The 26,909-nt window shown below is 35.9% G+C and carries 22 protein-coding genes, 1 tRNA gene and 2 pseudogenes; 18 read left to right on the forward strand and 7 right to left on the reverse strand.

Features of this window, described 5'->3' with window-relative positions:
* Nucleotides 1–4 precede the first annotated feature (4 nt).
* Nucleotides 5–1,279, forward strand: coding sequence for a phosphoribosylamine--glycine ligase (gene purD, locus B11cv2_RS04535; protein ID WP_100693513.1), 1,275 nt, complete (start codon nucleotides 5–7; stop codon nucleotides 1,277–1,279).
* 4 nt (nucleotides 1,280–1,283) lie between these two features.
* Here purD and B11cv2_RS04540 read toward each other — a convergent pair whose 3' ends face one another.
* From B11cv2_RS04540 to B11cv2_RS04565, 6 genes are all read right to left on the reverse strand, one after another.
* Nucleotides 1,284–1,823 (reverse strand): YcxB family protein, encoded by a 540-nt coding sequence (locus B11cv2_RS04540; RefSeq protein ID WP_148664927.1) that lies wholly within the window; start codon nucleotides 1,821–1,823, stop codon nucleotides 1,284–1,286.
* Between the two features lie 170 nt (nucleotides 1,824–1,993).
* Complete coding sequence (locus tag B11cv2_RS04545; RefSeq protein ID WP_100693514.1) at nucleotides 1,994–2,521, reverse strand: DUF6101 family protein; 528 nt, start codon at nucleotides 2,519–2,521, stop codon at nucleotides 1,994–1,996.
* 148 nt (nucleotides 2,522–2,669) lie between these two features.
* Nucleotides 2,670–4,079 (reverse strand): FAD-binding oxidoreductase, encoded by a 1,410-nt coding sequence (locus B11cv2_RS04550; RefSeq protein WP_100693515.1) that lies wholly within the window; start codon nucleotides 4,077–4,079, stop codon nucleotides 2,670–2,672.
* Between the two features lie 2 nt (nucleotides 4,080–4,081).
* Nucleotides 4,082–5,044 (reverse strand): L-threonylcarbamoyladenylate synthase, encoded by a 963-nt coding sequence (locus tag B11cv2_RS04555; RefSeq protein ID WP_100693516.1) that lies wholly within the window; start codon nucleotides 5,042–5,044, stop codon nucleotides 4,082–4,084.
* Entirely contained in the window at nucleotides 5,044–5,682 is a 639-nt protein-coding gene (locus B11cv2_RS04560) for a ribonuclease HII (protein WP_100693517.1), read from the reverse strand. The genes B11cv2_RS04555 and B11cv2_RS04560 overlap by 1 nt, the downstream gene beginning before the upstream one ends.
* A 675-nt stretch (nucleotides 5,683–6,357) precedes the next feature.
* Nucleotides 6,358–7,134 (reverse strand): energy transducer TonB, encoded by a 777-nt coding sequence (locus B11cv2_RS04565; protein WP_245406963.1) that lies wholly within the window; start codon nucleotides 7,132–7,134, stop codon nucleotides 6,358–6,360.
* Nucleotides 7,135–7,379: 245 nt separating this feature from the next.
* On the opposite strand from B11cv2_RS04565, the gene B11cv2_RS04570 reads away from it, so the two are divergent.
* The 8 genes and pseudogenes from B11cv2_RS04570 (at nucleotide 7,380) to B11cv2_RS04605 (ending at nucleotide 15,582) form a co-directional block, all read left to right on the forward strand.
* Complete coding sequence (locus tag B11cv2_RS04570; RefSeq protein WP_100693518.1) at nucleotides 7,380–9,578, forward strand: TonB-dependent hemoglobin/transferrin/lactoferrin family receptor; 2,199 nt, start codon at nucleotides 7,380–7,382, stop codon at nucleotides 9,576–9,578.
* A gap of 238 nt (nucleotides 9,579–9,816) precedes the next feature.
* Nucleotides 9,817–10,860 (forward strand): hemin-degrading factor, encoded by a 1,044-nt coding sequence (locus tag B11cv2_RS04575; RefSeq protein WP_100693519.1) that lies wholly within the window; start codon nucleotides 9,817–9,819, stop codon nucleotides 10,858–10,860.
* 16 nt (nucleotides 10,861–10,876) lie between these two features.
* Nucleotides 10,877–11,779, forward strand: coding sequence for a hemin ABC transporter substrate-binding protein (locus B11cv2_RS04580; RefSeq protein ID WP_100693520.1), 903 nt, complete (start codon nucleotides 10,877–10,879; stop codon nucleotides 11,777–11,779).
* Nucleotides 11,780–11,784: 5 nt separating this feature from the next.
* Complete coding sequence (locus tag B11cv2_RS04585) at nucleotides 11,785–12,882, forward strand: iron ABC transporter permease (RefSeq protein ID WP_100693521.1); 1,098 nt, start codon at nucleotides 11,785–11,787, stop codon at nucleotides 12,880–12,882.
* Complete coding sequence (locus B11cv2_RS04590; protein WP_035007056.1) at nucleotides 12,879–13,673, forward strand: heme ABC transporter ATP-binding protein; 795 nt, start codon at nucleotides 12,879–12,881, stop codon at nucleotides 13,671–13,673. The genes B11cv2_RS04585 and B11cv2_RS04590 overlap by 4 nt, the downstream gene beginning before the upstream one ends.
* A 70-nt stretch (nucleotides 13,674–13,743) precedes the next feature.
* Nucleotides 13,744–14,170 (forward strand): annotated as a pseudogene (locus B11cv2_RS04595) (lambda exonuclease family protein); the annotation flags it as partial.
* 115 nt (nucleotides 14,171–14,285) lie between these two features.
* Complete coding sequence (locus B11cv2_RS04600) at nucleotides 14,286–14,534, forward strand: hypothetical protein (RefSeq protein ID WP_100693522.1); 249 nt, start codon at nucleotides 14,286–14,288, stop codon at nucleotides 14,532–14,534.
* A 2-nt stretch (nucleotides 14,535–14,536) separates the two neighbouring features.
* Nucleotides 14,537–15,582, forward strand: a pseudogene (locus B11cv2_RS04605) (tyrosine-type recombinase/integrase).
* A gap of 77 nt (nucleotides 15,583–15,659) precedes the next feature.
* On the opposite strand, the gene B11cv2_RS04610 reads toward B11cv2_RS04605, so the two are convergent.
* Nucleotides 15,660–15,750 (reverse strand) — tRNA-Ser (locus B11cv2_RS04610).
* A 335-nt stretch (nucleotides 15,751–16,085) separates the two neighbouring features.
* On the opposite strand from B11cv2_RS04610, the gene B11cv2_RS04615 reads away from it, so the two are divergent.
* From B11cv2_RS04615 to pepN, 9 genes are all read left to right on the forward strand, one after another.
* A complete protein-coding gene (locus B11cv2_RS04615; RefSeq protein ID WP_100693523.1) occupies nucleotides 16,086–17,321 on the forward strand; it encodes a porin in 1,236 nt (411 codons plus the stop codon).
* Nucleotides 17,322–17,908: 587 nt separating this feature from the next.
* Nucleotides 17,909–19,735, forward strand: a complete 1,827-nt coding sequence (gene thiC, locus B11cv2_RS04620; protein WP_100693524.1) for a phosphomethylpyrimidine synthase ThiC — start codon at nucleotides 17,909–17,911, stop codon at nucleotides 19,733–19,735.
* Nucleotides 19,732–20,682 carry an FAD-dependent oxidoreductase gene (locus B11cv2_RS04625; protein ID WP_100693525.1) on the forward strand — a complete coding sequence of 317 codons (951 nt, stop codon included), beginning with the start codon at nucleotides 19,732–19,734 and terminating at the stop codon, nucleotides 20,680–20,682. The genes thiC and B11cv2_RS04625 overlap by 4 nt, the downstream gene beginning before the upstream one ends.
* A gap of 3 nt (nucleotides 20,683–20,685) precedes the next feature.
* On the forward strand, nucleotides 20,686–20,883 hold the full coding sequence (gene thiS / locus B11cv2_RS04630) for a sulfur carrier protein ThiS (protein ID WP_100693526.1): 198 nt from the start codon (nucleotides 20,686–20,688) through the stop codon (nucleotides 20,881–20,883).
* A 4-nt stretch (nucleotides 20,884–20,887) separates the two neighbouring features.
* Entirely contained in the window at nucleotides 20,888–21,661 is a 774-nt protein-coding gene (locus B11cv2_RS04635) for a thiazole synthase (protein WP_100693527.1), read from the forward strand.
* Nucleotides 21,658–22,263, forward strand: coding sequence for a thiamine phosphate synthase (locus B11cv2_RS04640; RefSeq protein WP_100693528.1), 606 nt, complete (start codon nucleotides 21,658–21,660; stop codon nucleotides 22,261–22,263). Before B11cv2_RS04635 ends, B11cv2_RS04640 begins: the two co-directional genes overlap by 4 nt.
* On the forward strand, nucleotides 22,254–23,012 hold the full coding sequence (locus tag B11cv2_RS04645; protein WP_100693529.1) for a hydroxymethylpyrimidine/phosphomethylpyrimidine kinase: 759 nt from the start codon (nucleotides 22,254–22,256) through the stop codon (nucleotides 23,010–23,012). The genes B11cv2_RS04640 and B11cv2_RS04645 overlap by 10 nt, the downstream gene beginning before the upstream one ends.
* A 127-nt stretch (nucleotides 23,013–23,139) precedes the next feature.
* A complete protein-coding gene (locus B11cv2_RS04650; protein ID WP_100693530.1) occupies nucleotides 23,140–23,961 on the forward strand; it encodes a uracil-DNA glycosylase family protein in 822 nt (273 codons plus the stop codon).
* Nucleotides 23,962–24,044: 83 nt separating this feature from the next.
* On the forward strand, nucleotides 24,045–26,672 hold the full coding sequence (gene pepN, locus B11cv2_RS04655) for an aminopeptidase N (RefSeq protein WP_100693531.1): 2,628 nt from the start codon (nucleotides 24,045–24,047) through the stop codon (nucleotides 26,670–26,672).
* Nucleotides 26,673–26,909 lie beyond the last annotated feature (237 nt).

The raw sequence follows: 26,909 nt of genomic DNA on the forward strand, positions 1-26,909 counted from the left end.
AGCAATGAACGTTCTTCTTATAGGTTCAGGCGGACGAGAACATGCTTTAGCATGGAAAATAGCAGCATCTCCACTACTAACGAAGTTATATTGTACTCCTGGAAATCCTGCAACAATGGAATTTGGTACAAATATTGACTTAGACATTAACGATCATTTTAGTATCGTTGATTTTTGTAAAAAAAATACTATTGATCTCGTAGTTGTCGGTCCAGAAGCCCCATTAGTAGGGGGTATAACAGATGCCCTTAATGCAGCTCATATCTGTGTATTCGGACCGAATCAACAAGCTGCTCAGCTAGAAGGCTCAAAAGGTTTTACAAAAGACCTGTGTTACAAAAATAACATTCCTACAGCTCCTTATCAACGCTTTGATAATGCTTTGAAAGCTAAATCTTATATTCATCAACAAGGTATTCCTATCGTTATTAAAGCTGATGGTTTAGCTGCCGGTAAAGGCGTTGTAGTTGCTATGACAATGGAAGAAGCATTTGATGCAATTGATTCTTGTTTTGAAGGGACATTCGGCGATGCAGGAAAAGAAGTAGTTGTTGAAGCTTTCCTCGAAGGAGAAGAAACAAGTTTTTTCTGTCTTTGTGATGGCAAAATAGCTATCCCCTTTGGATCTGCACAAGATCATAAACGTATTGGTGATGGTGATACAGGTGTCAATACAGGTGGCATGGGTGCCTATTCACCAGCTCCTATCATGACGGAAGAAATGGTTAACCGTACTCTTCAAGAAATTGTTACACCAGCTCTACGCGGTCTAGCTGAAATGGATATATCTTTTAAGGGAATTCTCTTCGTTGGGTTGATGATAACACAAAAAGGTCCCCAATTAATTGAGTTTAATGTGCGATTTGGTGATCCTGAGTGCCAAGTTTTAATGATGCGTCTAAAAGACGATATTCTTCCGCTTTTTCTTGCAGCGGCCCAAGGAAACCTTGAAAAGAAAAATCTTCAATGGTCTGAAGAAACTGCTTTAACAGTTGTTATGGCCGCTAATGGCTACCCTGTTTCTCCTCAAAAAGGGAGTGTAATTCGCAATATTGATAAAGTAAATTCTCTCCCTAATGTAAAAGTTTTTCAAGCTGGTACAGCCTTATGCAATGGAGAATTAATTGCGAATAGCGGACGTGTTTTAAATATAACAGCAACAGGAAAAACCATAAAAATCGCCCAAAAACGCGCTTACGAAGCGGTGGACTGCATTGATTGGCCAGAAGGTTTTGTACGCCGTGATATTGGATGGCGGGCTATCATGCGAGAAAATTAGATTTTTAAAGTCTTTTTTTAGGACTCGTAATTTCACGTGATAGAATAGTGCGTAAATCAGCTAACTGCTCTTTAGTCATGATAGCTTTAGGAAGAATGTTGAATTTTTCCTCTGAAATATAGAGTGCTAAAAAATTTGGATACTCATGCCAATCATAAAACAGACGAAAAGGATAAGTGCCCTGTATATAAGAATTTCGAATCGCAAGCGCATGATCATCCCATTGCCATACTTGTTTAAGACCTATTTGTTGATTATTTTTTACTAAACGATACGCTTTATGCGTTACTAAAACATAATAATTCAGTGCCCAAATAACACAAATAATTGCAGCATAAATGCAAGCCGTTTTGATAAGAGACTTTCCCCAATAATGCGTCCAATTTTGTCCCTCAATCATGATGAGAAAACCACAATAAACAGAAACACAAATCAGCCACAATATTAATAAATGTAAAAATGTCTTCAATCTTCTGGTATAACGACGACAATGCGCTTTTTGCGCTTCTATTGCCTTCTTTTGATCAAGTTCAAAGACAAGCATACGCCTTTTAATTTTTTCTGAATGTTTCAAATACGTACAATTCTTTTCTATTTTTATTAGATAGGAATTCAATTATCATGAATAAAGGGTCAAAACACAAATAAAATAAATATACATGACTGCACAACATATAAAAATGAACCTATATTTTAAAAATTGACGTATATTTTTTACAATGCAGTCTGATTGTTAATCATCAAACGTAAACCTAATGAATTAGGCCCACGAAGTAAAAAACGTTTCTGTGCAGAATTAGGTGATACCATATGAAAAAATTGATGTATAATAGAACGATCTTGAACCTTGACAATATTGCTATACTCATCAATCATAAGCATAGGAAGATTGTAAATCTGCGTCCACAATCGCCAATCCAGAAAAACATTATTTAATTTTCTAGAAACTAAAAGTGGAATACAAATCTTCTCATCTACATGGAATAGCTCTAATCTTATAGCTTTCTCACCTGAGAGAGTATCGACTATACGGGCTGTAACCCCCCTAAAATGGTGAGCTGGGATCAAACGTGACAGTCTTGAAGAAGACCCCAATTTAAAAAAAACACCACATTTATTTAATGAACAAACTACTTGATTACCCGTTTTTGATACAAAATATGTCGTTATTTGTGGCAAATGACACGGATCTAGTCGAAACTCAAGCACCGCCTTTGCCTGATTAAAGCATTGATTAGCCATACATAATATTCCCAATTTTTTCAATAAGCCACACAATCTAGCAGATTTTCTTCATCAGATTATTAACAAAATTATATAAAAAAACTTAATTTCTTTTTGGTTATTAAATTCTAAATAAAAATACAAAAAAATATTTATTCTTCTGAAATTATAATATTTTTCCAGGATTCATAATTCCTAAAGGATCAAATATCTTCTTAATCTCTTGCATAATTTCTAATGAAACAGATGACTTAAAAGTACGTAGTTCTTCTCGTTTAAGCTGACCAATTCCATGTTCAGCAGAAAATGTGCCATGATATTGTATTGCTAAACAATGAATACGATGGTTTATTTTCGGCCATAATTTTAAAAATGCTGTAGTATCCGCTCCAACTGGTTGTGTAATATTATAATGAAGATTCCCATCACCCACGTGTCCGAAACAAACTACTTGTGAACCTGGAATTATTTCTTCAACAATAAGAGCAGCCTCAGCAATAAAATCAGGAATGGAAGCAATAGGTACAGCAATATCATGTTTTATAGATCCTCCTGCTAATTTCTGTGCAGGTGATATACTTTCACGCAATTGCCAAAAAAAATCTTGCTGTTTTAATGATTGAGCAACAACTGCATCGTCAATAATAGAATTCTTTAAAGCCATTTCTAAAACAATATGCAATGCTGATAATGCATCGTTGTCACTTCGTGATGATGACATATTAACCAAAACATACCATTCATGCTCACGATCAAAAGGAGATCGGGAACACATCTTATAATTTAAAGCCATTTGAAAACTAAGTTTTCCCATGAGCTCAAAACCAGTCAATAATGTCCCCCCGTGGCATTGAGCAAGAGATAAAAGCTCTACAACTTTCGCTGGACTATCTAAACCTACAAGAGCAACTTCTTTCCACTTTGGTTTTGGAAAAAGCTTTAAAACTGCTGCGGTAATAACCCCTAAAGTCCCTTCCGCACCAATAAAAAGATCTTTCAAATTGTAGCCGCTATTATCTTTCTTCACAAATCGCAAATCATCCAAAATACGTCCATCAGGTAAAACGACTTCTAAACCAAGACACAGATCACGCATATTACCATAAGCTAATCCCCCCGTTCCTCCAGCATTAGAAGATAGGTTACCTCCTATCTGACACGATTCTTCAGAAGCCAAAGAAAGAGGAAAAAAACGATTCATTTTATCAGCTTTTTTTTGTAACGTTTTTAGAATAACTCCAGCCTCCACTACAGCAAAATTATCCTTAAGATCCAATGATCGAATCTTATTCAAACGTTCCATAGATAAAATAACACTGTGCCCGCTATCATCTGGCAACTGAGCACCTACAAGACCAGTATTTCCTCCTTGAGGAACAATCGGCGTACATGTTTGACTAGCCAAATGCATAATCAATGATACTTCTTTTGTAGAAGATGGCCGTAAAAGTAACGGCGATTTACCATGAAAAAGTCGACGATTTTCAAATAAATAAGGTGTAATCAATGCCTGATCTGTTATAGCATATTCAGAACCGACAATGCTTCTAAAAGACTCAATTAAACCTTGCTCCATTTTTATTTCCCTTTTGGAGCCGCAGCGCGTATTAAACGATCATTAATAGCCTCCCCTAATCCGTAGAATGGAATAGGCTCCACTGCAATGCACTTCACTTTAAGTGAATCCAATTGCTGCATATATTGAAATAAATGGAATGCAGCTTCTTCTAATCGACCACTTGTACTCAGGTTCAGAACAGCAACGGCATTTTCAACACCTTCAATACGTTTAGGTCCAAATGCTAAAAGTGCTTCACCGCTTTTCACCTTTTTTACATTTAAACGCATAGAAGTATTAGGTGCATAATGTGATTTTAACATCCCCGGAGCTTCAATTGCAGTTTTCTGATCCAAACGTTTTACAGACTTCTTTGCCACTTTTTCAATTTCTTCAATAGCTAATCCTCCTGGACGCAATAAATAAATATTTTCATCACAAATTTTAATAATCGTCGATTCAAGCCCTATTTTTGAATCTCCCCCATCAATAATCAAAGGCACTGATGTACCTAAAGATGTAAATACAGATAGAGCTGAAGTAGGACTCAATTTTCCTGATTGATTAGCACTAGGTGCAGCTAAAGGACGTCCAAAATGCCGAATAACTTCTACAAAACCTCCTTTTGGAGAGCGAATAGCCAATGTATTAAGACCAGCAGTTGTTAAAGGGTGAATATTATGATGAGCCTTTAATGGCAAAACTACAGTTAAAGGACCTGGCCAAAATGCTTCCATTAATCGACGTGAAAGAAAATCAATTTTCACATAACACTCTGCCATAACTATGTCACTTACATGAACAATAAGAGGGTTAAAGAGTGGTCGTGCCTTTGTAGAAAAAATAGACGCCACAGCCTTTCCATTTGTCGCATCTCCAGCTAATCCATAAACAGTTTCTGTCGGCAAAGCCACTAATTGTCCTTGTTGAAGAATCGCAACTGCTTGGTTTATTGCAGCATTATTAAATGGTAAGATCGCCATTAAATACTACCCTTATAGCGTTCTTTAAGAGGAGAAAAACTATAACGATGCAATCTTACAATAGGCCCATACTTATCGATAGCTGCTCGATGCGCTACTGTTCCGTAACCCACGTGCTTCTCTAAACCATAATTTTGATAAACCCGTCCAGCATATTGCATCATCCTATCGCGAATTACTTTAGCAATAATAGACGCTGCCGCAATTGAAACTGAAGACTGATCACCTTTAATCAAAGCAACTGCAGGACAAGGCAGATTAGAAGGAATATCACGCCCATCAATCAACGCATAATGCGCTGAAATAGCAAGCCCTGTAATACAATGCCGCATTGCTTCTAAAGTCGCTTTTCTAATATTAGACTTATCGATTGTCCGAGCACAAAGACTAGCAACCGAAACCGCTAATGCATTTCGCAAAATTTCATAATAAAGTCTATTACGCTGTTGGCTAGAGAGCTTTTTTGAGTCATTCAAGCCCTCGGGAATACGGTCTTTATCTAAAACAACAGCCGCCGTCACTACAGGCCCAGCTAAAGGCCCACGTCCAACTTCATCAACACCTGCTATATAAAAGAAACCTTTTTTTTGCAAATCGAGCTCATATGAAAAATTTGGCTGCAATGATACATTAAACATATCTAACAATCACGAATATGAAAAAATATGCATCCATTTTTACATCATCACCTGTTTTCTGCAAGCACTATAGTAAGTAGTGTAAACTATTACCACATAGTGTAACAATTAAATAATTTACCTTAATTTATATAAATGCATTGCTCATTTTCTGTGTACAATAAAATAGTTTTACTTTTAAAAGGAATGACTTCCTTTTTTGCTCAACTTTTCTATTTCTTTCAATTGAGTGTCTAAAAGGAGTATACACATAAATTTCAGTTTCTCCTTCAATCGTAAAAAAATTATCAGCTAATTAGTGTTTATTGAATAACATACATTCTTTTCAAAGACATAATTCAAAGTAATTTCAATTTCGTAAATCTCGCAAAGTTCGTTTTATCATAAGGTTAAACGTTTTTAATAATCTTCTCTTCCATACCCCCTATATAATTACAACTGTATCTTTGTCATAAACGTAAACATTTTTAGTCTCGTAGATAGGTAGTTAGACATAATAATAATAATAGTGCTATAAACTTTTCTATCTCTATAAATCTAACAGAAACCATCTCAGTTATTCCCATTCCCGATAACCAAGAATATCATAAGTTTCAATATATTACCCTTCTGTTACCCTTCTGAAAAATCCAAATACGATATAAGATATAATTTTATATCGTCATTTTACTTTCTTTACTCGAACACCAGAGATACTCTGATAGTTTTATTCACCATTTCACGTGGCGGTGGAGGAAACATGTCAATACGTTTAAGTGCTGTCATAGCCAACCAATCAAGTTCCCGATTACCAGAAGAAAGCATAATACGGCTGGCAAAAATACCTCCTTGTTCATGCACTTTAAATTCCAACTGCACGACTCCTTGTACACTACTAATACGCTGTCCTATAATATAACTTTTTTGTTTTTCTAACTGTATTTGTACCTTTGCTAACCAACGTTCTGATAATGCACTGTCAAATGCCATTATATGACTATCCCTACTTGCAGAAAATGAATGTGCTTTTTTTTCATTACTTTTCTTCGCTGTAACATTCAGTGTTGATGATCGCTTTTTTATAAAAACTTTACGATTTATTTCTGATGGAGAAGATTTTTCCAAAGGTTTCAACACTTTCAAATCATTTTTTTCTGCGATAGACTGCAACTCTTCCGTAATCTGCCCCTCTTTTGATAGAGAATTTTCTGATTGAACTTTACTGAATTCTGATTTTGATATTTCTTCTTGTTTTAAAATATCAAACTCTAATATTTCTGTATCTAAATTAACATCAGAGTGCGTAATCTTTGGTGCAACAATTAACATAGCCATCGGTGAGAACATAAAACCATTCATATAAATACTTTTAAAATAAAATCGTGATCCTATTCCAATATGTAAAGCAAAAGAACACAAAAAAGCACCTATCCAAAGAGTTAATACTCGCCCAATACTTACACTCTTCATCATCTCATCTACCACCATTCTAAGCTAAATAATCGAAGCTCAGTTCTATTAAAACATGTCATCTTTAAAGCACAACTTTTTTCTTGACGATTTTTATCATGTTTAATATGATTATATTAGTAATTAAGTGTTTAGCTTACCAATTATGTGATTACAGTGTGTAATTAGTAAGATGAATATTTTTTGTTGTGTGTTTTATATACGAAAGCTTATGTAGGGGGTGTTTTTAAGAAAAATGATGGTGAATTATGCGAATAAAGCGAAATATCTATAAAAAATATATGATCTCAGGTATGCTCTCAGTTTGTATACCTTCATTTGTTGTTGCACAAAATGGCAATAAGGATTCTATAACTAAACTTAAACCAATCATAATTGAAAAAAAAATAGAAAATCCTTTGAATAAAGCAACGGTTTTAACTGATCGTGACACTACTCAAAATATTGATAAAAAGCAAATAAATGATATTCACGATATTAGCCATCTTAATCCCTCTATAAACTATAATACAGATAATAACAGTTTTGTAATTCGTGGTTTAAATGCCAATCGTGTTTTAACAACAATAGATGGTGTGCCTCTCCCATGGCTGAATGATGGAGTACGTGGTGTTAAAGGTGGAAGTTCTGCATTTGCTTTTAATGCGCTTTCTACAATTGATATTATTCGTGGTTCAGATTCTAGTTTTTATGGTTCTGGTGTATTAGGTGGAATTATTGCCTTGCGTACTCTTAATCCTGAAGACCTCCTTACAAAAGAAAAGAATTGGGGAGCCCTTACAAAAGGCAGCTACAATTCTGCTGATAAAAGTTGGCATATAAATCAAGCTTTTGCAGTACGTGCTAACCAAACCTTGCTTCTTTTTCAGGGTTCTCGTGCAGAAGGTCATCAACGTAAGAATATGGGTACTGTAGAAGTTGATGGAGATCAGCGCACTCGCAAAAATCCTGCTAATTTCGACAAAAATAATTTGCTCTTTAAAGTCCATCAATATCTTAATGATAATCATCGATTTGGCTTTACAGCAGAACGTTTTTCTTACAACAAAGATACCCATTCATTGAATGCTTCAACTGAAATATTTTTGCCAAAATCTGTTCACAATAAGAAGAACACACGCCGTGAACGTTTTTCTGCTTCTTATGATTATAACGGCAATGGAGATGCTATTCTTGATGCATTTCATGGGCAATTTTATTGGCAAAAGCAATCAAATAATCACATCTTAAATGGATATCGCGTACAAATACCCAAAGGAGATTATTTAAGAGATAACTTTATGCGCAGTACGAATTATGGCTTTAACACTTATAGTTTTAAAAAAGTGGATATTGGTTCTATGAGCCATAAATTAAAGTTTGCTGCAAATGTTTTTGCTTCTAAATTTCATCAATATGCATCAGGTAAAGATAATTGTCATTTAAAAGGCAATGAGCGTGGATGTGTGTTCCTAGGTACAAATAAATCGGATGCACCTGACACAAACAGCCAAGGTTTTGGTCTGACGCTCGAAAACGAAATAGGTTTTTATAACAATAGCCTTCGTTTTATCCCTGGAATGCGTTATGATTGGTATAAACATATCCCGCAAAAAACACCTGATTTTGAAAAAGCATTAGGTTCTAGGGTAATGCCCGAAGAAAGTAGCGGCTCACATTTTTCTCCTAAAATGCGGATAGAATGGGATGCTAATAATCAAGTATTATTTTATACTCAGTGGGCGCAAGCTTTTCGTGCGCCGAGCGTTTCAGAGCTTTACTTAACCTTTGTCAAATCTCCTTTTTACTATATGATTGGAAATCCTGATCTTAAACCAGAAACCAGTAATGGGTATGACATTGGTGTACAATACAACAACATGCATTTAAATGGTTCTTTCAGTGTTTTCACCAATGAATATAAAAACTTTATTGATGTTATAGATAAAGGACCTTCAAAAGAATTTATGTATGCGCGCAAACATTATGTGAACCGTGCACATGTGCGTATTTCTGGTGTTGAAACGAAAGCACATTTCACCTTGATGAATGGCCTTTATAGTAATTTTGCCCTTGCTTATACACAAGGAAGAGATCTCGATAAAGATCAATATCTCAATTCAATTCCAGCTTTTAAAACAGTCTTTGGATTAGGATATGAAAAAGAACTTTGGGGAACAGATATTATACTGACTTTGGCTGCTAAGCGTGATAAAGTAGAAGGAAATTCTGATTACAACAAAGTTCCAGGATATGGTGTCGTTGATATATTGGGTTGGTGGAAACCTTTTGGTGAGAAAGGCCCAATTATAAGAGCTGGTGTTTATAATCTTTTTGACCAAAAATACTGGAATGCAGCTGATCTACCTTCCCCTTCTCCTATTCCTAGACGCCAATCGTTACCACCAAAAGATTATTTTAGTCAGCCTGGTCGTAACTTTAAGGTATCTTATGTACAAGAATTTTAATTATTGTTGTCAGTCTTTAAACTATTGAGGAAATTATAATTGATAAAATTGCATTTTAATCCTTACTTTATTCTAACCCAAAATTGGGAAAAGGATTGTAAATATTTTTAATTTATCAGATTCAATTTTTATTATTGATAGGGGCAATTGATTGACAAGCTGAGCCATTGCTTACAATGGCTCAGCATAATTTTTTAAAATGAATTAAAATTGACTCTAAATAAAGTAAGGAAAGCCTATGTCTTATACAGCTGAAATGATTATAAAAATGCGTGAAGAAAAAAAAGATATGCGTAATCGTGATTTTGCTAATTCGATTGGTATATCTGAAGCGGAATTCATAGCAGCTTATCGTACAATTGGAAAAGCAAAAAGATTAAAAGTTGATATTCCTACTCTCCTTGAAAATGCTCCTAAAGTTGAAACCGTTATGGCATTAACACGCAATGAATATGCTGTTCATGAAAAAACAGGATGTTTTGAAAAAATTGTTCTGAATGAACATATCCCTATGACATTTGGAGAAATTGATTTGCGGATTTTTTCCAAAAAATGGGAATTTGGTTTTGAATATGAAATGATGGTTTTTGGAAAGCCGACAAAAAGTTTACAATTTTTTGATCAATATGGTACTGCTATTTTTAAAGTCTATTCTAAAGACATGACAAATATGGAACAATGGAATATACTTGTTGAAAAATTGCTTCATGAAGATCAATCATCTGCTCTTCATATTCCTCCAACTCCTGCACCTATACAACACAATACAGAAAATTTAGACATTGAGAAATTTCGTGATCGTTGGAGAAACATGACTGATGTGCATCAGCTCCATGAAATTACTTCCGAATTTAAAATTGGTCGGCATGATGCTGTAAAATACGCTGGAAACGAGTTTACTGATGAATTAAGTGCAGAATCCATTGAAATGATGCTGAATAAAGCCGTTGAACAAGAAATACCAATTATGTGTTTTGTTGGTAATAAAGGCTGCATTCAAATTTTCAGCGGTCCAATTAAAAATATTAAACAAATGGGACCTTGGCTCAATATTCTTGATGACAACTTTCATTTACATATGCTTATTTCTGGTGTTAACAAAGTATGGCATGTTCGCAAACCTATAAGTGAGGGTTATGTTAGTTCTCTTGAAGTTTTTGATCAAAATGGTGAAATGATTGTCCAATTCTTTGGTCTAAGAAAAGAGGGTCACAAAGAATGTGAAAAATGGCGCTCTTTATTAAATGATTTGCCTTTGTACCAAGAGACAAACATTACTTAAAGGATAAGACCTAGATATGTTGAGACCTTTTTTGCGTAAACTATCAGGCCTTTCTCTTTTATATTTGTTGTTGTTCCTTACTTGTTTCTCTAAACAAGTAATGGCTGAACTGACGACAAGTTTTCCTGAAAATGCCCGAATTATTTCCATTGGTGGTGCTCTTACAGAAACTATTTATGCATTAGGAGCTCAAGATCAACTTGTTGCTCGTGACAGCACAAGCATCTATCCACAAGCTGCACTCAAACTTCCTGAACTTGGGTACATGCGCCATCTTTCTCCTGAAGGTATTTTATCTCTTTCTCCAGAAGGTATATTACTTATTGAAGGAAGCGGTCCTCCTTCAACAATTGAGATTCTCAAAAAAACATCAATACCTCTCGTAATCATACCAGAAAACTTTTCACGTGAAAGTGTCATAGAAAAAATTCGCCTTGTTGGTAAAGCTCTACATCGAGAAGTTCAAGCAACTGAATTGATTAAAAAATTGAACAATAACTTTATAAAAAACGATATGCTTTTAACAAAAATAACTAAACCAAAACGCGTTCTTTTTATTTTTTCAGTACAAAACGGAGGTGTTATGGTATCTGGAACAGATACTGCAGCTGATGGTATGATCAAACTTTCAGGAGGTATAAATGCCGTTTCTGATTATAAAGGATATAAGCTTTTAAATAATGAAGCCTTATTAAATTCAAATCCTGATTTCATATTATTTGTCAATCACAATGGAAATTCAACTAAAATTGATACAATTTTAGCTATACCAGCAATTCAAGCAACACCTGCAGCTCAAAATCATGCCATTAAACAAATAGATGCCATGTATTTTTTAGGTTTTGGTCCACGCACTGCAGAAGCATCAAAAGAGCTAATTAATATGCTTTATGGCACAGAACAAAATGGCAAGAGTTGATAGAAATGGTTAAGCATATTTCTACAACGCACATCTCTGAAATAATAGATAATACAAAAGTACCCCCTACAAATCGAGGAAAAATTGCGCTATTAATTTTAATAGTAATTCTTATCTTCAGTATTTTTAGTGGACTATTCAGTGGTGCATCAAATGCTTCTCTCATTAATCTCATTCATGTAATTCTTACGCAAAATTTTTCAGCAGCTAGCAAGACGTATGACTACCTTATCATCATTGAGATCAGATTACCTCGTATTATCTTAAGCTCATTGGTTGGAGCCGCTCTCGCTGTTTCTGGTGTTCTTATGCAAGGACTCTTTCGTAATCCTCTCGCAGATCCTGGAATCGTAGGTGTATCAGCAGGTGCAAGTCTCGGCGCTGTATTAACCATTGTTATTGGTATTTCCTTCCCACCTTTCTTTATTCCTTTTCTAGAATCTTACAAAATTGTCATAGGTGCATTTCTTGGTGGGCTTTTATCAACAATGTTTCTCTATGTAATAGCAACACGACACAGTTTTACCTCTATTGCAACGATGCTTCTTGCAGGCATTGCTCTTAGTGCTTTCAGCAGCGCTATTGTTGGAAGTTTAATTTTTACTGCCAATGATCAACAATTGCGTGACATTACTTTTTGGAATCTTGGTTCTCTTTCGGGTGCTACGTGGTTAAAAGTTTGTCTCATTTTACCTATTGTTTGGATTGGCTTGCTTTTTTCTCCCTTTTTATCACGTGCACTTAATGCACTCGCACTCGGGGAAGCTGTCGCTCAACATATTGGTTTTCATATTCAACGGATTAAAAACATTGCTGTTTTACTTGTTGCTCTGATGTGCGGAGGAGCAGTTGCTGTCAGTGGTGGGATTGGTTTTATTGGTATTGTTGTTCCACATATTCTACGTCTGCTTATTGGTCCTGATCACCGCTATCTCATCCCTTGTTCAGCTCTCTTAGGAGCAGTATTACTGACTTTTTCTGATACCTTTGCACGTTGTATTATTGCTCCAGCAGAATTACCCATTGGAATTGTCACAGCACTTTTTGGCGCACCTTTTTTTCTTTGGATCCTTATATACCAACGAGGAATAAATTTTTCATGATTGAAGCGATCAATGTCTGTATTCAACGCAGGAAAACAAATATTCTGAAGCATATTCACTTTCAAGCTAAAAGTGGCACCCTCACCATCATTATTGGTCCAAATGGCTCTGGAAAAAGTACCTTTATACAAGCACTTAGTGGAGAAATTCCTTATAATGGTAAAATGACCCTGAATGGCCATGATATTAAACAAACAAAAGCAAATAAAATGGCAATGATGCGTGCAGTTTTGCCCCAATCAACAACACTAGCATTTCCATTTTTCGTTCATGAAGTAGTAAGACTTGGTCTTTCGATCAACCAGATTAACATCACAAAAGCTCAATTTAAAAACCTCCCCCAAAAAGCTTTAAAACGTGTTGGTCTAGCAGACTATGAAAACCGATATTATCACCAATTATCTGGTGGTGAACAAGCTAGAGTCCAGCTTGCCCGTGTTCTTTGCCAAGTATGGGAACCTATTTATAATGGAGTTGCTCGTTGGCTGATATTAGATGAACCCATTGCCAACCTTGATATACAACATCAGCTTATTGTCATGAATATTATAAAAAATTTTGTTCGTTGTGGTGGTGGCGTTCTTGCTGTTCTACATGATCTCAATCTTGCCGCCCACTATGCCGATAAAATCATACTATTAAAACAAGGAGAAATTTGTTGTGAAGGAGATGCCTCCACTGTTTTAACAACAGAAAATCTGCGTAAAGCTTATAATTGCTCGCTCACAGTTTCTGAAATACCTAAAAAAAACATCCCTTTTATACTACCACAAACAGCATCTCATTTATGACATATATAATACAACCGCTTTTCCTGATAGCTTTATTATCTGAAAAGCGAAACTGCCTTTCAATGTGAGTATTGAACATGAAGGGGATGCCCTCAAAAATATAGCTTTATTTATGATAGAGAGGTGACTCCATGTGGTTGCATCCAACATCCTACAATCGAAATGGCCGGTGCAAGCCCTAATGGTCTCATTGGTGAGAATGGGCTTACAGAGATTAAATGTCCCCAGTCTGTAAACCACCTTCGTTTCTGGATGACAGAAAAAGTCAAACCAGAATATTTAGCACAAATGCAATTTCAAATGGCTTGTACAGGACGTCAGTGGTGTGATTTCATGAGCTATGATCCTCGGTTTGCAGGACAATCTGCTCACTTACGTCTTAAGGTTCAGCGGATCCATCGCAATGATGAACAGATAGAATCATCAATCAAGCAGTGGAAGCATTTTTAGAAGAAATCGAACAAGACATCAAACAGATTACAGCTCAAACGGCTTAAAGTTATGGGGATGCTCCATCCCTACCCTCCAGCATTCCCGCCCTTTCCTAACAACTGTAAAAACATGCGTGCTTCACACCACAGGCGAGTTGCATCTCAATTGAAGGAGAAAAACATGGCACACCGCCTTCCCACCATAACTCAACCCGCTATTGCTCGCGCTTTACGAGAAGCTAAAAAACAAGGATGCGAACTCATAGAAATCAAACCTACTGGAGAGTTATTAATTCATATCAATAAAACTGTAGTATCACCAACGACAAATGCTGTATATAGCATCAATGATTTTCCTCTACTTGAAAGCAAGCAAGAAGAATTTCATACTAACCCATCTTGCCCTTCTTTTGATGGCATAAAATTCTAACCATGCCAAAGCGTCGTCCACTACATCTTGTGCATGAACGTACACACCATGGTAAAATCATATGGTATGTCCGTATTGGTGGTCATGGAGCACGGTTTCGCATTGACGGTGCTTACAGAACACAAGAATTTGTTGACAATTATACGCTCGCTCTGAAAGATGCGCAAAATGGCTCCTTAAAAACAATAAGACGCACAAGACTTACAGAAGGATCTTTTGATTGGTTGTTGCATCAATATTTACAAAGCATGCAATGGCATAATCAATCAGAGTCAACAAAAAAAGTTAAATATAGAATTCTAAACAATATTTCTAAACATATTGGTGATCGCGCTTATAAAAGCGTAGAAAAACGCCATATCCTTGACGCTGTAGACAGAAGACGTGCTACTCCCGCAGCAGAAAAATATTTTTTAACATCTCTAAACGGTCTTTTTAATTAGGCGGTTGGAATGCTCTGTTAAACAGAAATCCTGCTCTGAATATTAAAGCACCAAAATCTCTTAACAGTGAGAGATTGCAACCATGGCTAGAAGAGGACATTGATAAATATTATCACAAATGGCATCACGGTACCCATGAACGTATCTGGATTGATGTTCTTCTTTATACAGGATTGCGTCGTGGTGATGCTGTTCGGATTGGTTGGAAAGATGTAACAGATAATATTATTCATCTCAAAACAGAAAAGAGCCAATTTAAAACAGATGTTTTTCTTCCGATTCTGCCTGAACTTGCAGAAACGCTTAAAATTGGTCCCGTAGGTGATGAAACATTCATTTGCGGAAAGGGTAGAAATAAACTTGTAAAAGAAAGCTTTGGCAACTTATTTCGTGAAGCGTGTAATCAAGCGGGAATCAAAAAATCAGCCCATGGATTGAGAAAACTAGCAGCAACACGTGCTGCCAATGCTGGTGCTACAATTTCACAACTCAAAGCAATTTTTGGCCGGACAGAAGATAGCATGGCATCCCTCTATACTAAAACAGCGGATAAAAAACACCTCGCAATAGAAGCAATAAAAAAGCTTCAAAAAAGTTCGGGATAGAATAGAAAAAACATAATAAAATCAATGGAATCAAAAATCCCTAACTTTTAGATAAAACCATTGATTTTATTGATATTTGGCGGAGAGGAAGAGATTCGAACTCTCGAGAGCCTTTTGAGCCCTACTCCCTTAGCAGGGGAGCGCCTTCGACCACTCGGCCACCTCTCCAATTAAGGTGCATAAACAGTATCAATAAAAAATTCAAGATATTTTCGATTTTTTTCAAAATATCTAAAATTTCAGTTCTAATTGATTGGATTAAATTAAAAAATAATGAATGTTTGTATCTTTTTTATCACACTATAATAAATAGTATATAAATTACTTTTGACAAGGTTAATTTATATTTGTATCTCAAAATAAAGGTTCGTATAGTTAACATTATGTAATGTTTTGCTTAGTTCCCTCGTATTTTTTAACAAGCGGACATAATATGACCTTTATACACTCTATAATTAAATCCAATATACACTCTTATAATTAAAACCGACTGGAGATCATTTATGAATATTAAAACCTTCCTTCTCAGTTCTACATTAGCTCTCTCTGCAGTCTCTGGATCTCAAGCGGCTTCAACTGTTCCGACAAAACCTGAACCTATAGAATATGTACGTGCTTGCGATGCATATGGTCCAGGATATTTCTATATTCCTGGAACAGAAACATGTATTCGCGTATCTGGTAATGTCCGCGCTGATTTTACAGGTGGTGATAATATTAATGCAATAACCGATGCGGATTTAGCAAATGGTAAAAAAACTTATCGCACAAATTCACGTTTAACCCTTATTTTCCAAGCTGCGTCTGAAACGGAATTAGGAACGCTTCGTTCATATGCAGAAATTCGCTCACAATGGAGCAAAGGAAAGGATAGTTCTGGTGGACAGCTTCGTGCTGCTTATATAGAAATTGGTGGCCTTCGCGTAGGCCTTGATAGCACAATTTTCGATAGTTGGACAGGTGGTTACGGTAAAGTTATCAATGACGATAGCATAGCACCGGCAGGTGATATACGCACAAATACTATCTCTTACACTTTTAATGCTGATTCTGGTTTTTCCGCTATTATCGGAGTTGAATTGGGTAATGCTTCAGGTCCTGCTCTTAAAACAAACGCTGGTAATAATATCGAATACTATTACATCGATAAAGATAGCAAAATTGTTCGTGTTGATGAAACAGATCTTCCCAGTAAACAAACAAAAGACTATAACCCTAATATCTTATTTGGTATGAAATTTATGCAAAAATGGGGTGGTGCCTCAACTGTTGTCGCTTACGATGCTTATTACAAAAAATGGGCTGCTAAGGCACGTGTAGATTTTAATATCAATGATAATTTGAATCTTTGGGCAATGGGAGGTTATAAAAATAACCTAGATTACTATAGAGTAGATACTATAGAAGATTCTAATAATGTATTGTCACGTCAGAATACGACCATTTATGCAAACTGGGGTGGTAAATGGGCAGCGTGGGCTGGTGCAACTTACAAAATTAATCCAAAAGCAAATTTGAATGCTCAAGTGTCTTATAGTGCTATAAAAACTTTCGCAACATCCGTTAATGTTGCATATAAACTGCTTCCAGGATTTGTTATTACACCTGAACTAACCTATATTTCTTGGAACGATGACCGTACTTTTAAAGGTAAAGCAAATAGTGATACAAACTATAGTAATGCTTTGAATGGAAAAAGTGCTTTGCAAAGCATGATTCGTTTCCAACGTTCATTCTAATTTCTTAAAAAGAGAGCTTATAAACACTGGTAGCCTAGGTTACTGGTGTTTTTTTTACTAATAATATTTGTAATAATCACAATCTCTTGCGATCTTGCATTCATTGATAGTCCTCAATAAAAGAACAATTTTATTATATATATTAAAGGCGCTCTACTAATAAATAGAGCTATACTTTTTGCATCAATAAATTATTTATGAAGTAAATCATAAAAATATACTTTCTACCTATACTATTTTGCTAATATTGTAAGTTAATTACTTATAATTTTTCTTGATTCTATTCAAAAAACATTTCAAAATTATTCAAAATACATCTTTGCAATTGACAATATAGGTATTTCAGCTGATCATAATTGCACAAATAAATGCTCTAACTAGGAGTAGAGTACATATATAGACATTACAAAAAATATTGTTCTTGATTTCTTCAAAATAAAATTTTCTGAACTTTGTCGGATGTGTATTTATACAAAAAATGATATTGTGCGTAATCTTATTAAAGAGTCCTTGATTTATTGAGCTGAACGCATCTCTAATAACCTTGCAAGGCATTTTTTCACTACGAATCTATAAGGAAAAAGTTTGTGCAAAAAAACACTCCATCAATTAGTTTTTCTCCTTTCCCTGCGTCACGCAAAATTTATCAACAGAGTCTTCTCTTTCCTAATGTACACGTACCATTCCGTGAAATTTCTCTGACAGATAATAGTCATGAAGAAACTTTGACGATTTATGATACTTCAGGTCCTTATACCGATGAAAATGCGACTATTGATATTACAAAAGGATTACCTGCCATTAGCACACCCTGGCTATCTGAGCGTTCTGACATTGAATCCTATCCGGCACGATTAATTCAACCTGCAGATAATGGCTTTACTCATGATAAAAATCTTGCACCAACTTTTGAACAAACTCGTCCCGTTTTTCGCGCAAAAAATAATAAAGCAGTCACACAAATGGCTTATGCACGTGCAGGTATTATTACTGCAGAAATGGAATATGTCGCTATACGTGAAAATGAAGGTTTGGTAGCAAAAGATCAAAAAAAAATATCGGGAGAAACATTCGGCGCATCAATACCAGAAACCTATACTGCAGAATTTGTTCGTAATGAAATTGCCTGCGGACGAGCTATTATTCCTCAAAATATCAATCATCCAGAATGCGAACCAATGATTATTGGTCGTAATTTTCGTGTTAAAATTAATGCTAATATTGGTAATTCAGCAGTTACTTCATCCATGGCAGAAGAAGTTGAAAAGATGGTTTGGGCCATTCGTTGGGGTGCAGATACAGTTATGGATCTTTCAACAGGTCGTAATATTCATAATATTCGTGAATGGATTATTCGCAATTCTCCTGTTCCTATTGGGACTGTCCCAATTTATCAAGCACTTGAAAAAGTACATGGTATTGCTGAAAATTTAACATGGGATGTTTTTCGCGACACCTTAATTGAACAAGCAGAACAGGGTGTTGATTATTTTACTATTCACGCAGGATTAAGATTGCCCTTCATTCCCTTAACGATTAATCGCGTAACAGGTATTGTTTCACGAGGTGGTTCTATTATGGCTAAGTGGTGTCTGCATCACCATAAAGAAAATTTTTTATATGAACATTTCAATGAAATTTGTGACATTGCACGCATGTATGATGTCTCTCTTTCATTAGGAGATGGATTGCGTCCAGGCTCTCTTGCGGATGCAAACGATGAAGCCCAATTTGCTGAACTTGAAACTTTGGGAGAACTAACAAAAGTTGCATGGGACAAAGATGTACAGGTTATGATTGAAGGACCTGGTCATGTACCAATGCATAAAATTAAAGAAAATATGGAAAAACAACTAACCCTCTGCCACGAAGCACCCTTTTATACTTTAGGCCCTCTTACAACTGACATTGCTCCTGGATATGACCATATCACATCGGCTATTGGTGCCGCTATGATTGGTTGGTTTGGCACTGCCATGCTTTGCTATGTAACACCTAAAGAACATCTAGGACTACCAGATAAAAATGATGTAAAAACCGGAGTGATCACTTATAAAATCGCAGCTCATGCTGCTGATCTTGCTAAAGGCTTGCCTGGAGTGCAATTACGCGATAATGCCCTCTCACGTGCACGATTTGATTTTCGGTGGCGTGATCAATTTAATCTTTCCCTTGATCCAGATACCGCATGCTCCTTTCACGATGAAACAATGCCTAAAGAGGCCCATAAATTGGTGCATTTTTGCTCTATGTGTGGACCTAAATTCTGTTCAATGCGTATTTCCCATGATATCCGTGATGCAGCAACAAAAAGAAAAGAAGAAGGTATGATTGCTATGGCTGAAAAATATAAAAAAAACGGTGATCTCTACATAGAAAATTCTCACTCTAGAAAAGAGAAAGCAAACAATTGAAAAATATTCTTATCAAAGGCGCAGGTATAGGGGGCTTAACAGTTGCTTTTATGCTACAACAAAAAGGTATCCCTATCACTGTATCTGCACCTCCCCATTCTCCTATAGGAACTGCAAGCTGGTATGCAGGAGGCATGTTAGCACCTCATTGTGAAAAAGAAAGTTCTGAACAAATTATCGAAGATCTTGGTATACAAGCTATGCAATGGTGGAGAGAAACACTTCCTGATATTGTAGAACAAAAAGGTACTTTGGTCGTTGCTCCTACGCGAGATATAGCAGAGCTCGAACGATTTTCAACACGTACAAATAATCATAAAATCATAGACAATACAGAAATAACACATATTGAACCCGATCTTGCTGGACGTTTTAACCGTGCACTTTTTTATGAAACTGAAGCACACATTGATCCACGCAGAGCACTGATCACTTTAAAAGAGATTCTTATAAAAAACGGAGCCTGTTTTGTTGATATAGGAATACCCGAAGAGAATTTTAATACTGTCATTGATGCAACAGGAATAGCACGTTTAGGAAAAGATAAAAATATACGAGGAGTTCGTGGTGAAATGCTTCTAGTGCGCAGCACAGATATTAAAATTTCTCGTCCAATTCGTCTTCTCCACCCACGTATTCCACTCTATGTAGTCCCTAGACAAAATAATATCTTTATGATTGGAGCAACAATGATTGAAAGTGACTTTAATGGTGCTATCTCAGCAAGATCAATGATGGAATTTCTTAATGCAGCTTATACTCTCCATCCTGCCTTTGCTGAAGCAGAAATTATTGAATCCGGCGTTGGTGTTCGTCCCTGCTATCCTAATAATTTACCTTATGTTCATAAACATGATAATCATATCTTTATTAATGGATTTTATAGACATGGTTTCCTTTTATCTCCAGAAATGGCAAAACAAGCAGTAAAATTAGCGTTGGAATAAAACATGAAAATATCTGTTAACGGTGAAATAATTGAAACAAAAGTAACCTACCTTAATTTACTTCTTGATGAATTAGGTTATGAAGGTAATTGGCTAGCAACAGCTGTTAATTCTGAAGTCGTTTCTCTTGATGAACGAAGCCAGTTTGTTTTGCATGAAGGAGATAGAATTGAAATTCTAAGCCCAATGCAAGGAGGCTAAAACGATGTTGAATTTTTATGGACGTGAATTTTCTTCCCGCCTTTTGTTAGGTACAGCTCAATATCCCTCACTAGAAGTTCTCCGTAAAGCTATTCATAAATCTGGGACAGAAATTGTAACAATTTCATTACGTCGAGAAACTGCAGGGGGAAAACAGAGCGGACAATTTTGGCAATTTCTTAAAGAACTTGACATAACTGTACTTCCTAATACTGCTGGCTGTTACACTGTTAAGGAAGCTGTCACAACAGCTCAATTAGCACGAGATCTCTTTAAAACGCCTTGGATTAAACTAGAAGTTATTGGTAACCCAGATACATTACAGCCAAATGTTTTTTCTTTAGTCGAAGCAGCACAAATTTTAAATAATGAAGGCTTTCAAATTTTTGCCTATACAACAGATGATCTTATTGTTGCTGAAAAACTCTTTGAAGTTGGTTGCCGTGTCATTATGCCTTGGTGCGCGCCTATTGGATCTGCTAAAGGTCCCCGTGATACTGATGGATTACGTTCTATTCGCGCATATCTTCCTGATCTTACTCTTGTCATTGATGCTGGTATTGGACGTCCATCACATGCTGCCATTGCTATGGAACTTGGCTATGATGCAGTACTCCTCAATACAGCTGTTGCTAAAGCGGGTGATCCTGTATTAATGGCTGAAGCATTTTCTAAAGCTATTACAGCAGGACGTATCGGTTACAAAGCAGGTCTCCTTGAAGCACGCAATGTAGCAGTGCCTTCAACACCAGTTATCGGCAAAGCAATATTCTCATGAAACTTGACCCATTTTATCCCATTGTTGATAGTGCAGATTGGGTTGAACGTTTAGTTCCCTTTGGAATTAAGCTGATACAACTACGCATAAAAGATAAAGATACAGAAACAATCATTCAACATATAAAACGAGCAAAGAATATATGTGATAAATTTAAAGTCCAATTAGTCATTAACGATTATTGGAAAATAGCCATTGACGAAAAATGTGATTTTATTCACCTTGGACAAGAAGATTTAAAAAGTGCTGACATTTTGGCAATCCGTAAAAGTGGCATAAAATTTGGCCTTAGCACTCATGATGAACACGAACTAGATATCAGTTTATCTATCTCTCCCGAATATATTGCACTTGGTCCCATTTATCCAACAATTTTAAAAAAAATGAAATGGGCCCCACAAGGACTAGAAAAAATCAAGCAATGGAGAAAGAAAATTGGTTCTTTGCCTTTAATAGGTATTGGTGGTTTAACACCAGAACGCGCAATGAGTATTTTAAAAGTTGGAGCAAATAGCGCTGCTGTTGTCACTGATATTATCTTAAATAAAAAGCCTGAAGAACGTGTCCAACAATGGATAAAGGTGACTCAAGCATGGCGCTAATGCCTTCTATACTTATTGTTGCAGGTACCGACCCAACAGGAGGAGCCGGTATTGCTCGTGATATAGAAACAGCAACACATTTTCAAACAAAAGCAAGTTTAGCAATCACAGCTGTCAACGTACAAGATAACAACCATGTTGCTGAAATTGTACCTATGAGTAAAGAAACTATGTCTGCACAAATGCGTATTGCTCTCAAAAACAATTCAATACATGCAATCAAAATCGGTATGACAGGAACCCAAGCAATTATAGAAGGGATCTGTGATATCTTAAAAGATTATCACCATATTCCAACCATTCTTGATCCTGTGCTTATTGCCTCATCAGGAGGGCAACTTACCACAGAAACAATCACAGATATTATGCTCAATAAACTGCTCCCTCATATTGATCTTTTAACACCCAATATGGCAGAGCTTTCTCTTCTCAGTAAAAGCCCTTTGGCTTCTAATCATGAAGAAGCAATCTATCAAGCACAAAAACTTCTTTCATTTGGTCCACGCCATATATTAATAAAAGGTGGACATACCGAAGGTAATTTCGCAATAGACAGCTTAATTAATAAAGCTGAAATTATAAATATTTCCTCTCCGCGTTTAAAAGGAACAATGCGTGGAACAGGTTGCATCCTTTCAAGCGCTATTGCTGCAAATCTAGCATTAAAAAAATCGATGATTGAAGCCATAAAAAATGCGAAAGCGTACACTTACACATTACTTCTAAAGCATTGTAAAAAGGATCATTAAAAATCTAATACCATTCCATTTTCTGAGAGTATACTGAACTTCTATTTACAATAAACATATTATAAATCTTGAAGAATAATTCTTCTTAGTTTATTGATTGATAGATCAGTATAAAGCAAAAAGCAAAATGTCAGAAAAAAATAAAGATGTAATCTCCAATGAAGATCTACTCAGCTTCTACAAAGAAAGTGGTGTTGATGCTGCGCTTACTGACGTTCCTATTGATCACTTTAATCAAGCTGCCTCTTTAGAACCGCAATTAAACCAAGCACACGATATCCCCTATCATAAACAAATATCTCCAACTATAAAATCGCATACTCTTGCACCTGATAATCCGGACAAAACACAACCTTTACTCTCAGCTGTAGAGATAGCAAAAAGTGCTCAAACTCTTGATGAGTTGAAATCCGCCCTTCTTTCTTTTAATGGTTGCTCATTAAAACTAACAGCCAAAAACACCTGTTTTTCTGATGGAACAGCAGGAAGCCCTCTTATGCTCATAGGTGAAGCTCCAGGACGAGAAGAAGATATACAAGGAATTCCATTTGTAGGAAAAGCAGGCATACTACTCAACAAAATACTCGCATCAATTGGTCTCTCAAGACAAAATGTTTACATAGCAAATACTATTCCCTGGCGTCCACCAGGAAACCGCACACCAACACCACGCGAAGTTGCATTATGTCGCCCTTTTATTGAACGTCAAATTTTATTAGCCAAGCCTCGTATTCTTATAGCACTAGGAAGCACTGCCGCACAATTCTTTACGGGAATTCAGAGTGGCATTATTCGAATAAGAGGAAAATGGCTTACTTATGAAAATGAAGATCTTCAAATCCCTGTTATGCCAACTTTTCATCCCGCTTATCTTTTAAGGACACCTAGTCAAAAAAAGCTTACATGGATGGACTTTTTAGAAGTAAAAAACCGTTTAAATAATCTTTAGTCATTTTTAAATTCTGCCTTTTCTTAAGCAATAAGCAGCCTTTCAACAAATTATACTCTCCAAATATAGCAAGGAAAACAATTATGCAGCAAGAAACAATTCCTGTTTATCATTTAGAAGATTACCAACCAACACCCTATGCTATACCTAAAACACAACTTAATTTTTTTCTGAATCCAACAAAAACTGTCGTTAAAGCGACATTATCTATTGAACCGCGTCAACATACAAAAGAATTAACACCTCTCGTACTTTCTGGTGACGAACTGACATTAATTTCTGTTGCTATCAATGGCGAAGAATTAGCTAACAATGCGTATAAAAGCACTCCTTCGAACTTAGAAATTATTGCTCCTCCTGCAACTTCTTTCACATTACAAATAGTGACAGAATTAAACCCCGAAAGTAATCGTCAACTTATGGGACTTTATCTTTCAAACGGTGTCTATTGCACACAATGCGAAGCAGAAGGTTTTCGCCGCATCACTTATTTTTATGACCGTCCTGATATTCTTTCTACCTATTCAGTAAAAATTACAGCAGATTCTCAGACGATTCCAATCTTGCTTTCTAATGGTAATCTCATTGAAACAGGCATCCTTGAAAATAATCGGCATTTTGCTGTTTGGGAGGATCCTTATCCAAAACCATCTTATCTCTTTGCTTTAGTTGGTGGAAATCTTGACCAACTTGAAGATCATTTTATCACAGTATCTGGACGGCGTATTAAACTTGGTATCTATGTCGAAAAAGGTAAAGCTAAACAAGCAACCTATGCCATGGATGCGCTCAAACGTTCCATGCGTTGGGATGAACAATGTTTTGGCCGTGAATATGATCTAGATGTTTTTAATATTGTTGCTGTCTCTGATTTCAATATGGGCGCAATGGAAAACAAAGGTCTTAACATCTTTAATGATAAATATATCCTTGCAGATCCTGAAACAGCAACAGACAAAGACTATAGAAATATTGAACGCATCATTGCACATGAATATTTTCACAATTGGACTGGTAATCGTATTACCTGTCGTGACTGGTTTCAACTTTGTTTAAAAGAGGGATTAACTGTCTACCGTGATCAGGAATTTTCTGCAGATCAAAATATACGTAGTCTGCAAAGGATTGAAAACATAAAAATGTTGAAAGCTACGCAATTTCCTGAAGACTCTGGTCCTCTTTCTCATCCTGTACGTCCTCGTCAATATAGTCAAATCAATAATTTTTATACTACAACTATCTATGAAAAAGGTGCAGAAGTAGTGCGTATGATACGGACTATTTTAGGCCCTGTACTCTTTCGTAAAGGTATGGATCTCTATTTTCAACGCCATGATGGACAAGCTTGTACTATTGAAGATTTTATAGCTTGTTTTGCTGAAGTATCGGATCAAGATTTCTCACAATTTATGCTATGGTACGAGCAGGCAGGCACTCCTCATGTGAAAATTGATAGTCATTATAATGAAGGTATTTTAACAATTCATGCACAGCAACATATTCCACCAACGCCACAACAAAATAATAAAAAACCCATGCTGATCCCTATTGCCTTTGGTCTATTAGGACGTGAGGGACAATCACTCATCTACGAAAGTGATACAACTATTCAATCAGATATTATGTTTCTTTCTAAGGAATCTCAAACCTTTCAATTAAAAGGACTACCTAATAAACCTATTTTATCACTCCTACGAGATTTTTCTGCTCCCATTATTTTACAAACTCCATTTAACGAAAACGAACTGATTTTTCTTGCCCAAAATGATAGCAATCAAATCAATCGTTGGCAGTCATTGAATACTCTCATAACCCAAGCCCTTATTCAAGTCATTCAAGATAAAACAGCTGAAAAAGCAACTATCCCCTCTAATTTATTAGAGCTGATTAAGACCATCATCAAAGATGAAAACCTAGAACCGGAATTTCGAGCATTTTGTTTAAACTTACCAAGCGAAAGTGAACTTGCACATACAATCGGTCAAAATGTTGATCCAGATCGAATACACTACGTACGTAACCAATTTTTAGCTTCTATTGCACACACCCATCAAGAACTTTTCACAGAATTCTACGTACAAATGCAGGTACAAGAATCTTATTCACCAAATGCTGAGCAAACTGGAAAAAGAGCATTACGCAATATCATCTTAGACTATCTCTCTATTGCTGAAGCTAATCCAGAGCGCGCTGCCACACAATATGCCACATCTGATAATATGACAGATCGCATTGCCAGCATAACGATTTTAGTACAACGCTTTAACACAAGCAAACAAGCACAAAATGCTTTAAATGATTTTGAAAATCGATATTATCATAATCCTTTAGTCATGGATAAATGGTTTGCAATTCAAGCAATGGTTGCAGGAGCATCAACACTTAACTGCGTTCAAAAACTCACAAAACATCCGCTTTTTTCACAAGATAATCCTAATAGAGTACGTGCTTTGATTGGCACTTTTGCTTCTGGAAACCAAACAGGTTTTAACAGGATTGATGGAGCATCTTATCATTTTCTATGCCAAACTATTTTAGAAATTGACCCTAAAAATTCACAACTTGCTTCACGGTTATTAACAATTATGCGCTCTTGGAGACAATTGGAGCCTATTCGACAGAAAAAACTCGAATCTGCACTAAAAACAATTGCAGCAGCAGAAAAATTATCAAGCGATGTGACAGATATCATCAATCGCACACTTGCCTAAAATAAAAATATTTATAATTAAATTGTTGTAATATTGCTTTATTAATTAACCAAAGTGACTTCTTCTGAAGCCTCCATAACAATAAGCCTATAAATAAGCTATTTTAGCCTATTTATAGGTAATATTAAAGTTCTTTTAATTTTCATAATTTACACTCATCAGAGTAAAATTATTCTTTTTTTTAAAAAAAGACTAGACAGAAGACTCTTGTTTTGATTCATTAGGCTTACTGAATTG

The organism is Bartonella sp. 1-1C, from assembly GCF_002810325.1.
GTDB classification, from domain to species: Bacteria; Pseudomonadota; Alphaproteobacteria; order Rhizobiales; family Rhizobiaceae; genus Bartonella; species Bartonella rochalimae.

Bases quoted from the DNA above. Each gene is read 5' to 3' on its own strand.
- B11cv2_RS04585 (WP_100693521.1), top strand. From the start codon at position 11,785: ATGGTTAAGCATATTTCTACAACGCACATCTCTGAAATAATAGATAAT.
- B11cv2_RS04600 (WP_100693522.1), top strand. From the start codon at position 14,286: ATGGCACACCGCCTTCCCACCATAACTCAACCCGCTATTGCTCGCGCT.
- B11cv2_RS04640 (WP_100693528.1), top strand. From the start codon at position 21,658: ATGAAACTTGACCCATTTTATCCCATTGTTGATAGTGCAGATTGGGTT.
- purD (WP_100693513.1), top strand. From the start codon at position 5: ATGAACGTTCTTCTTATAGGTTCAGGCGGACGAGAACATGCTTTAGCA.
- B11cv2_RS04555 (WP_100693516.1), bottom strand. From the start codon at position 5,044: ATGGCGATCTTACCATTTAATAATGCTGCAATAAACCAAGCAGTTGCG.
- B11cv2_RS04545 (WP_100693514.1), bottom strand. From the start codon at position 2,521: ATGGCTAATCAATGCTTTAATCAGGCAAAGGCGGTGCTTGAGTTTCGA.
- B11cv2_RS04615 (WP_100693523.1), top strand. From the start codon at position 16,086: ATGAATATTAAAACCTTCCTTCTCAGTTCTACATTAGCTCTCTCTGCA.
- B11cv2_RS04635 (WP_100693527.1), top strand. From the start codon at position 20,888: ATGTTGAATTTTTATGGACGTGAATTTTCTTCCCGCCTTTTGTTAGGT.
- B11cv2_RS04590 (WP_035007056.1), top strand. From the start codon at position 12,879: ATGATTGAAGCGATCAATGTCTGTATTCAACGCAGGAAAACAAATATT.
- B11cv2_RS04570 (WP_100693518.1), top strand. From the start codon at position 7,380: ATGCGAATAAAGCGAAATATCTATAAAAAATATATGATCTCAGGTATG.
- pepN (WP_100693531.1), top strand. From the start codon at position 24,045: ATGCAGCAAGAAACAATTCCTGTTTATCATTTAGAAGATTACCAACCA.
- B11cv2_RS04575 (WP_100693519.1), top strand. From the start codon at position 9,817: ATGTCTTATACAGCTGAAATGATTATAAAAATGCGTGAAGAAAAAAAA.
- B11cv2_RS04560 (WP_100693517.1), bottom strand. From the start codon at position 5,682: ATGTTTAATGTATCATTGCAGCCAAATTTTTCATATGAGCTCGATTTG.
- B11cv2_RS04650 (WP_100693530.1), top strand. From the start codon at position 23,140: ATGTCAGAAAAAAATAAAGATGTAATCTCCAATGAAGATCTACTCAGC.
- B11cv2_RS04550 (WP_100693515.1), bottom strand. From the start codon at position 4,079: ATGGAGCAAGGTTTAATTGAGTCTTTTAGAAGCATTGTCGGTTCTGAA.
- B11cv2_RS04580 (WP_100693520.1), top strand. From the start codon at position 10,877: ATGTTGAGACCTTTTTTGCGTAAACTATCAGGCCTTTCTCTTTTATAT.
- B11cv2_RS04565 (WP_245406963.1), bottom strand. From the start codon at position 7,134: ATGATGAAGAGTGTAAGTATTGGGCGAGTATTAACTCTTTGGATAGGT.
- thiS (WP_100693526.1), top strand. From the start codon at position 20,686: ATGAAAATATCTGTTAACGGTGAAATAATTGAAACAAAAGTAACCTAC.
- B11cv2_RS04540 (WP_148664927.1), bottom strand. From the start codon at position 1,823: ATGCTTGTCTTTGAACTTGATCAAAAGAAGGCAATAGAAGCGCAAAAA.
- B11cv2_RS04645 (WP_100693529.1), top strand. From the start codon at position 22,254: ATGGCGCTAATGCCTTCTATACTTATTGTTGCAGGTACCGACCCAACA.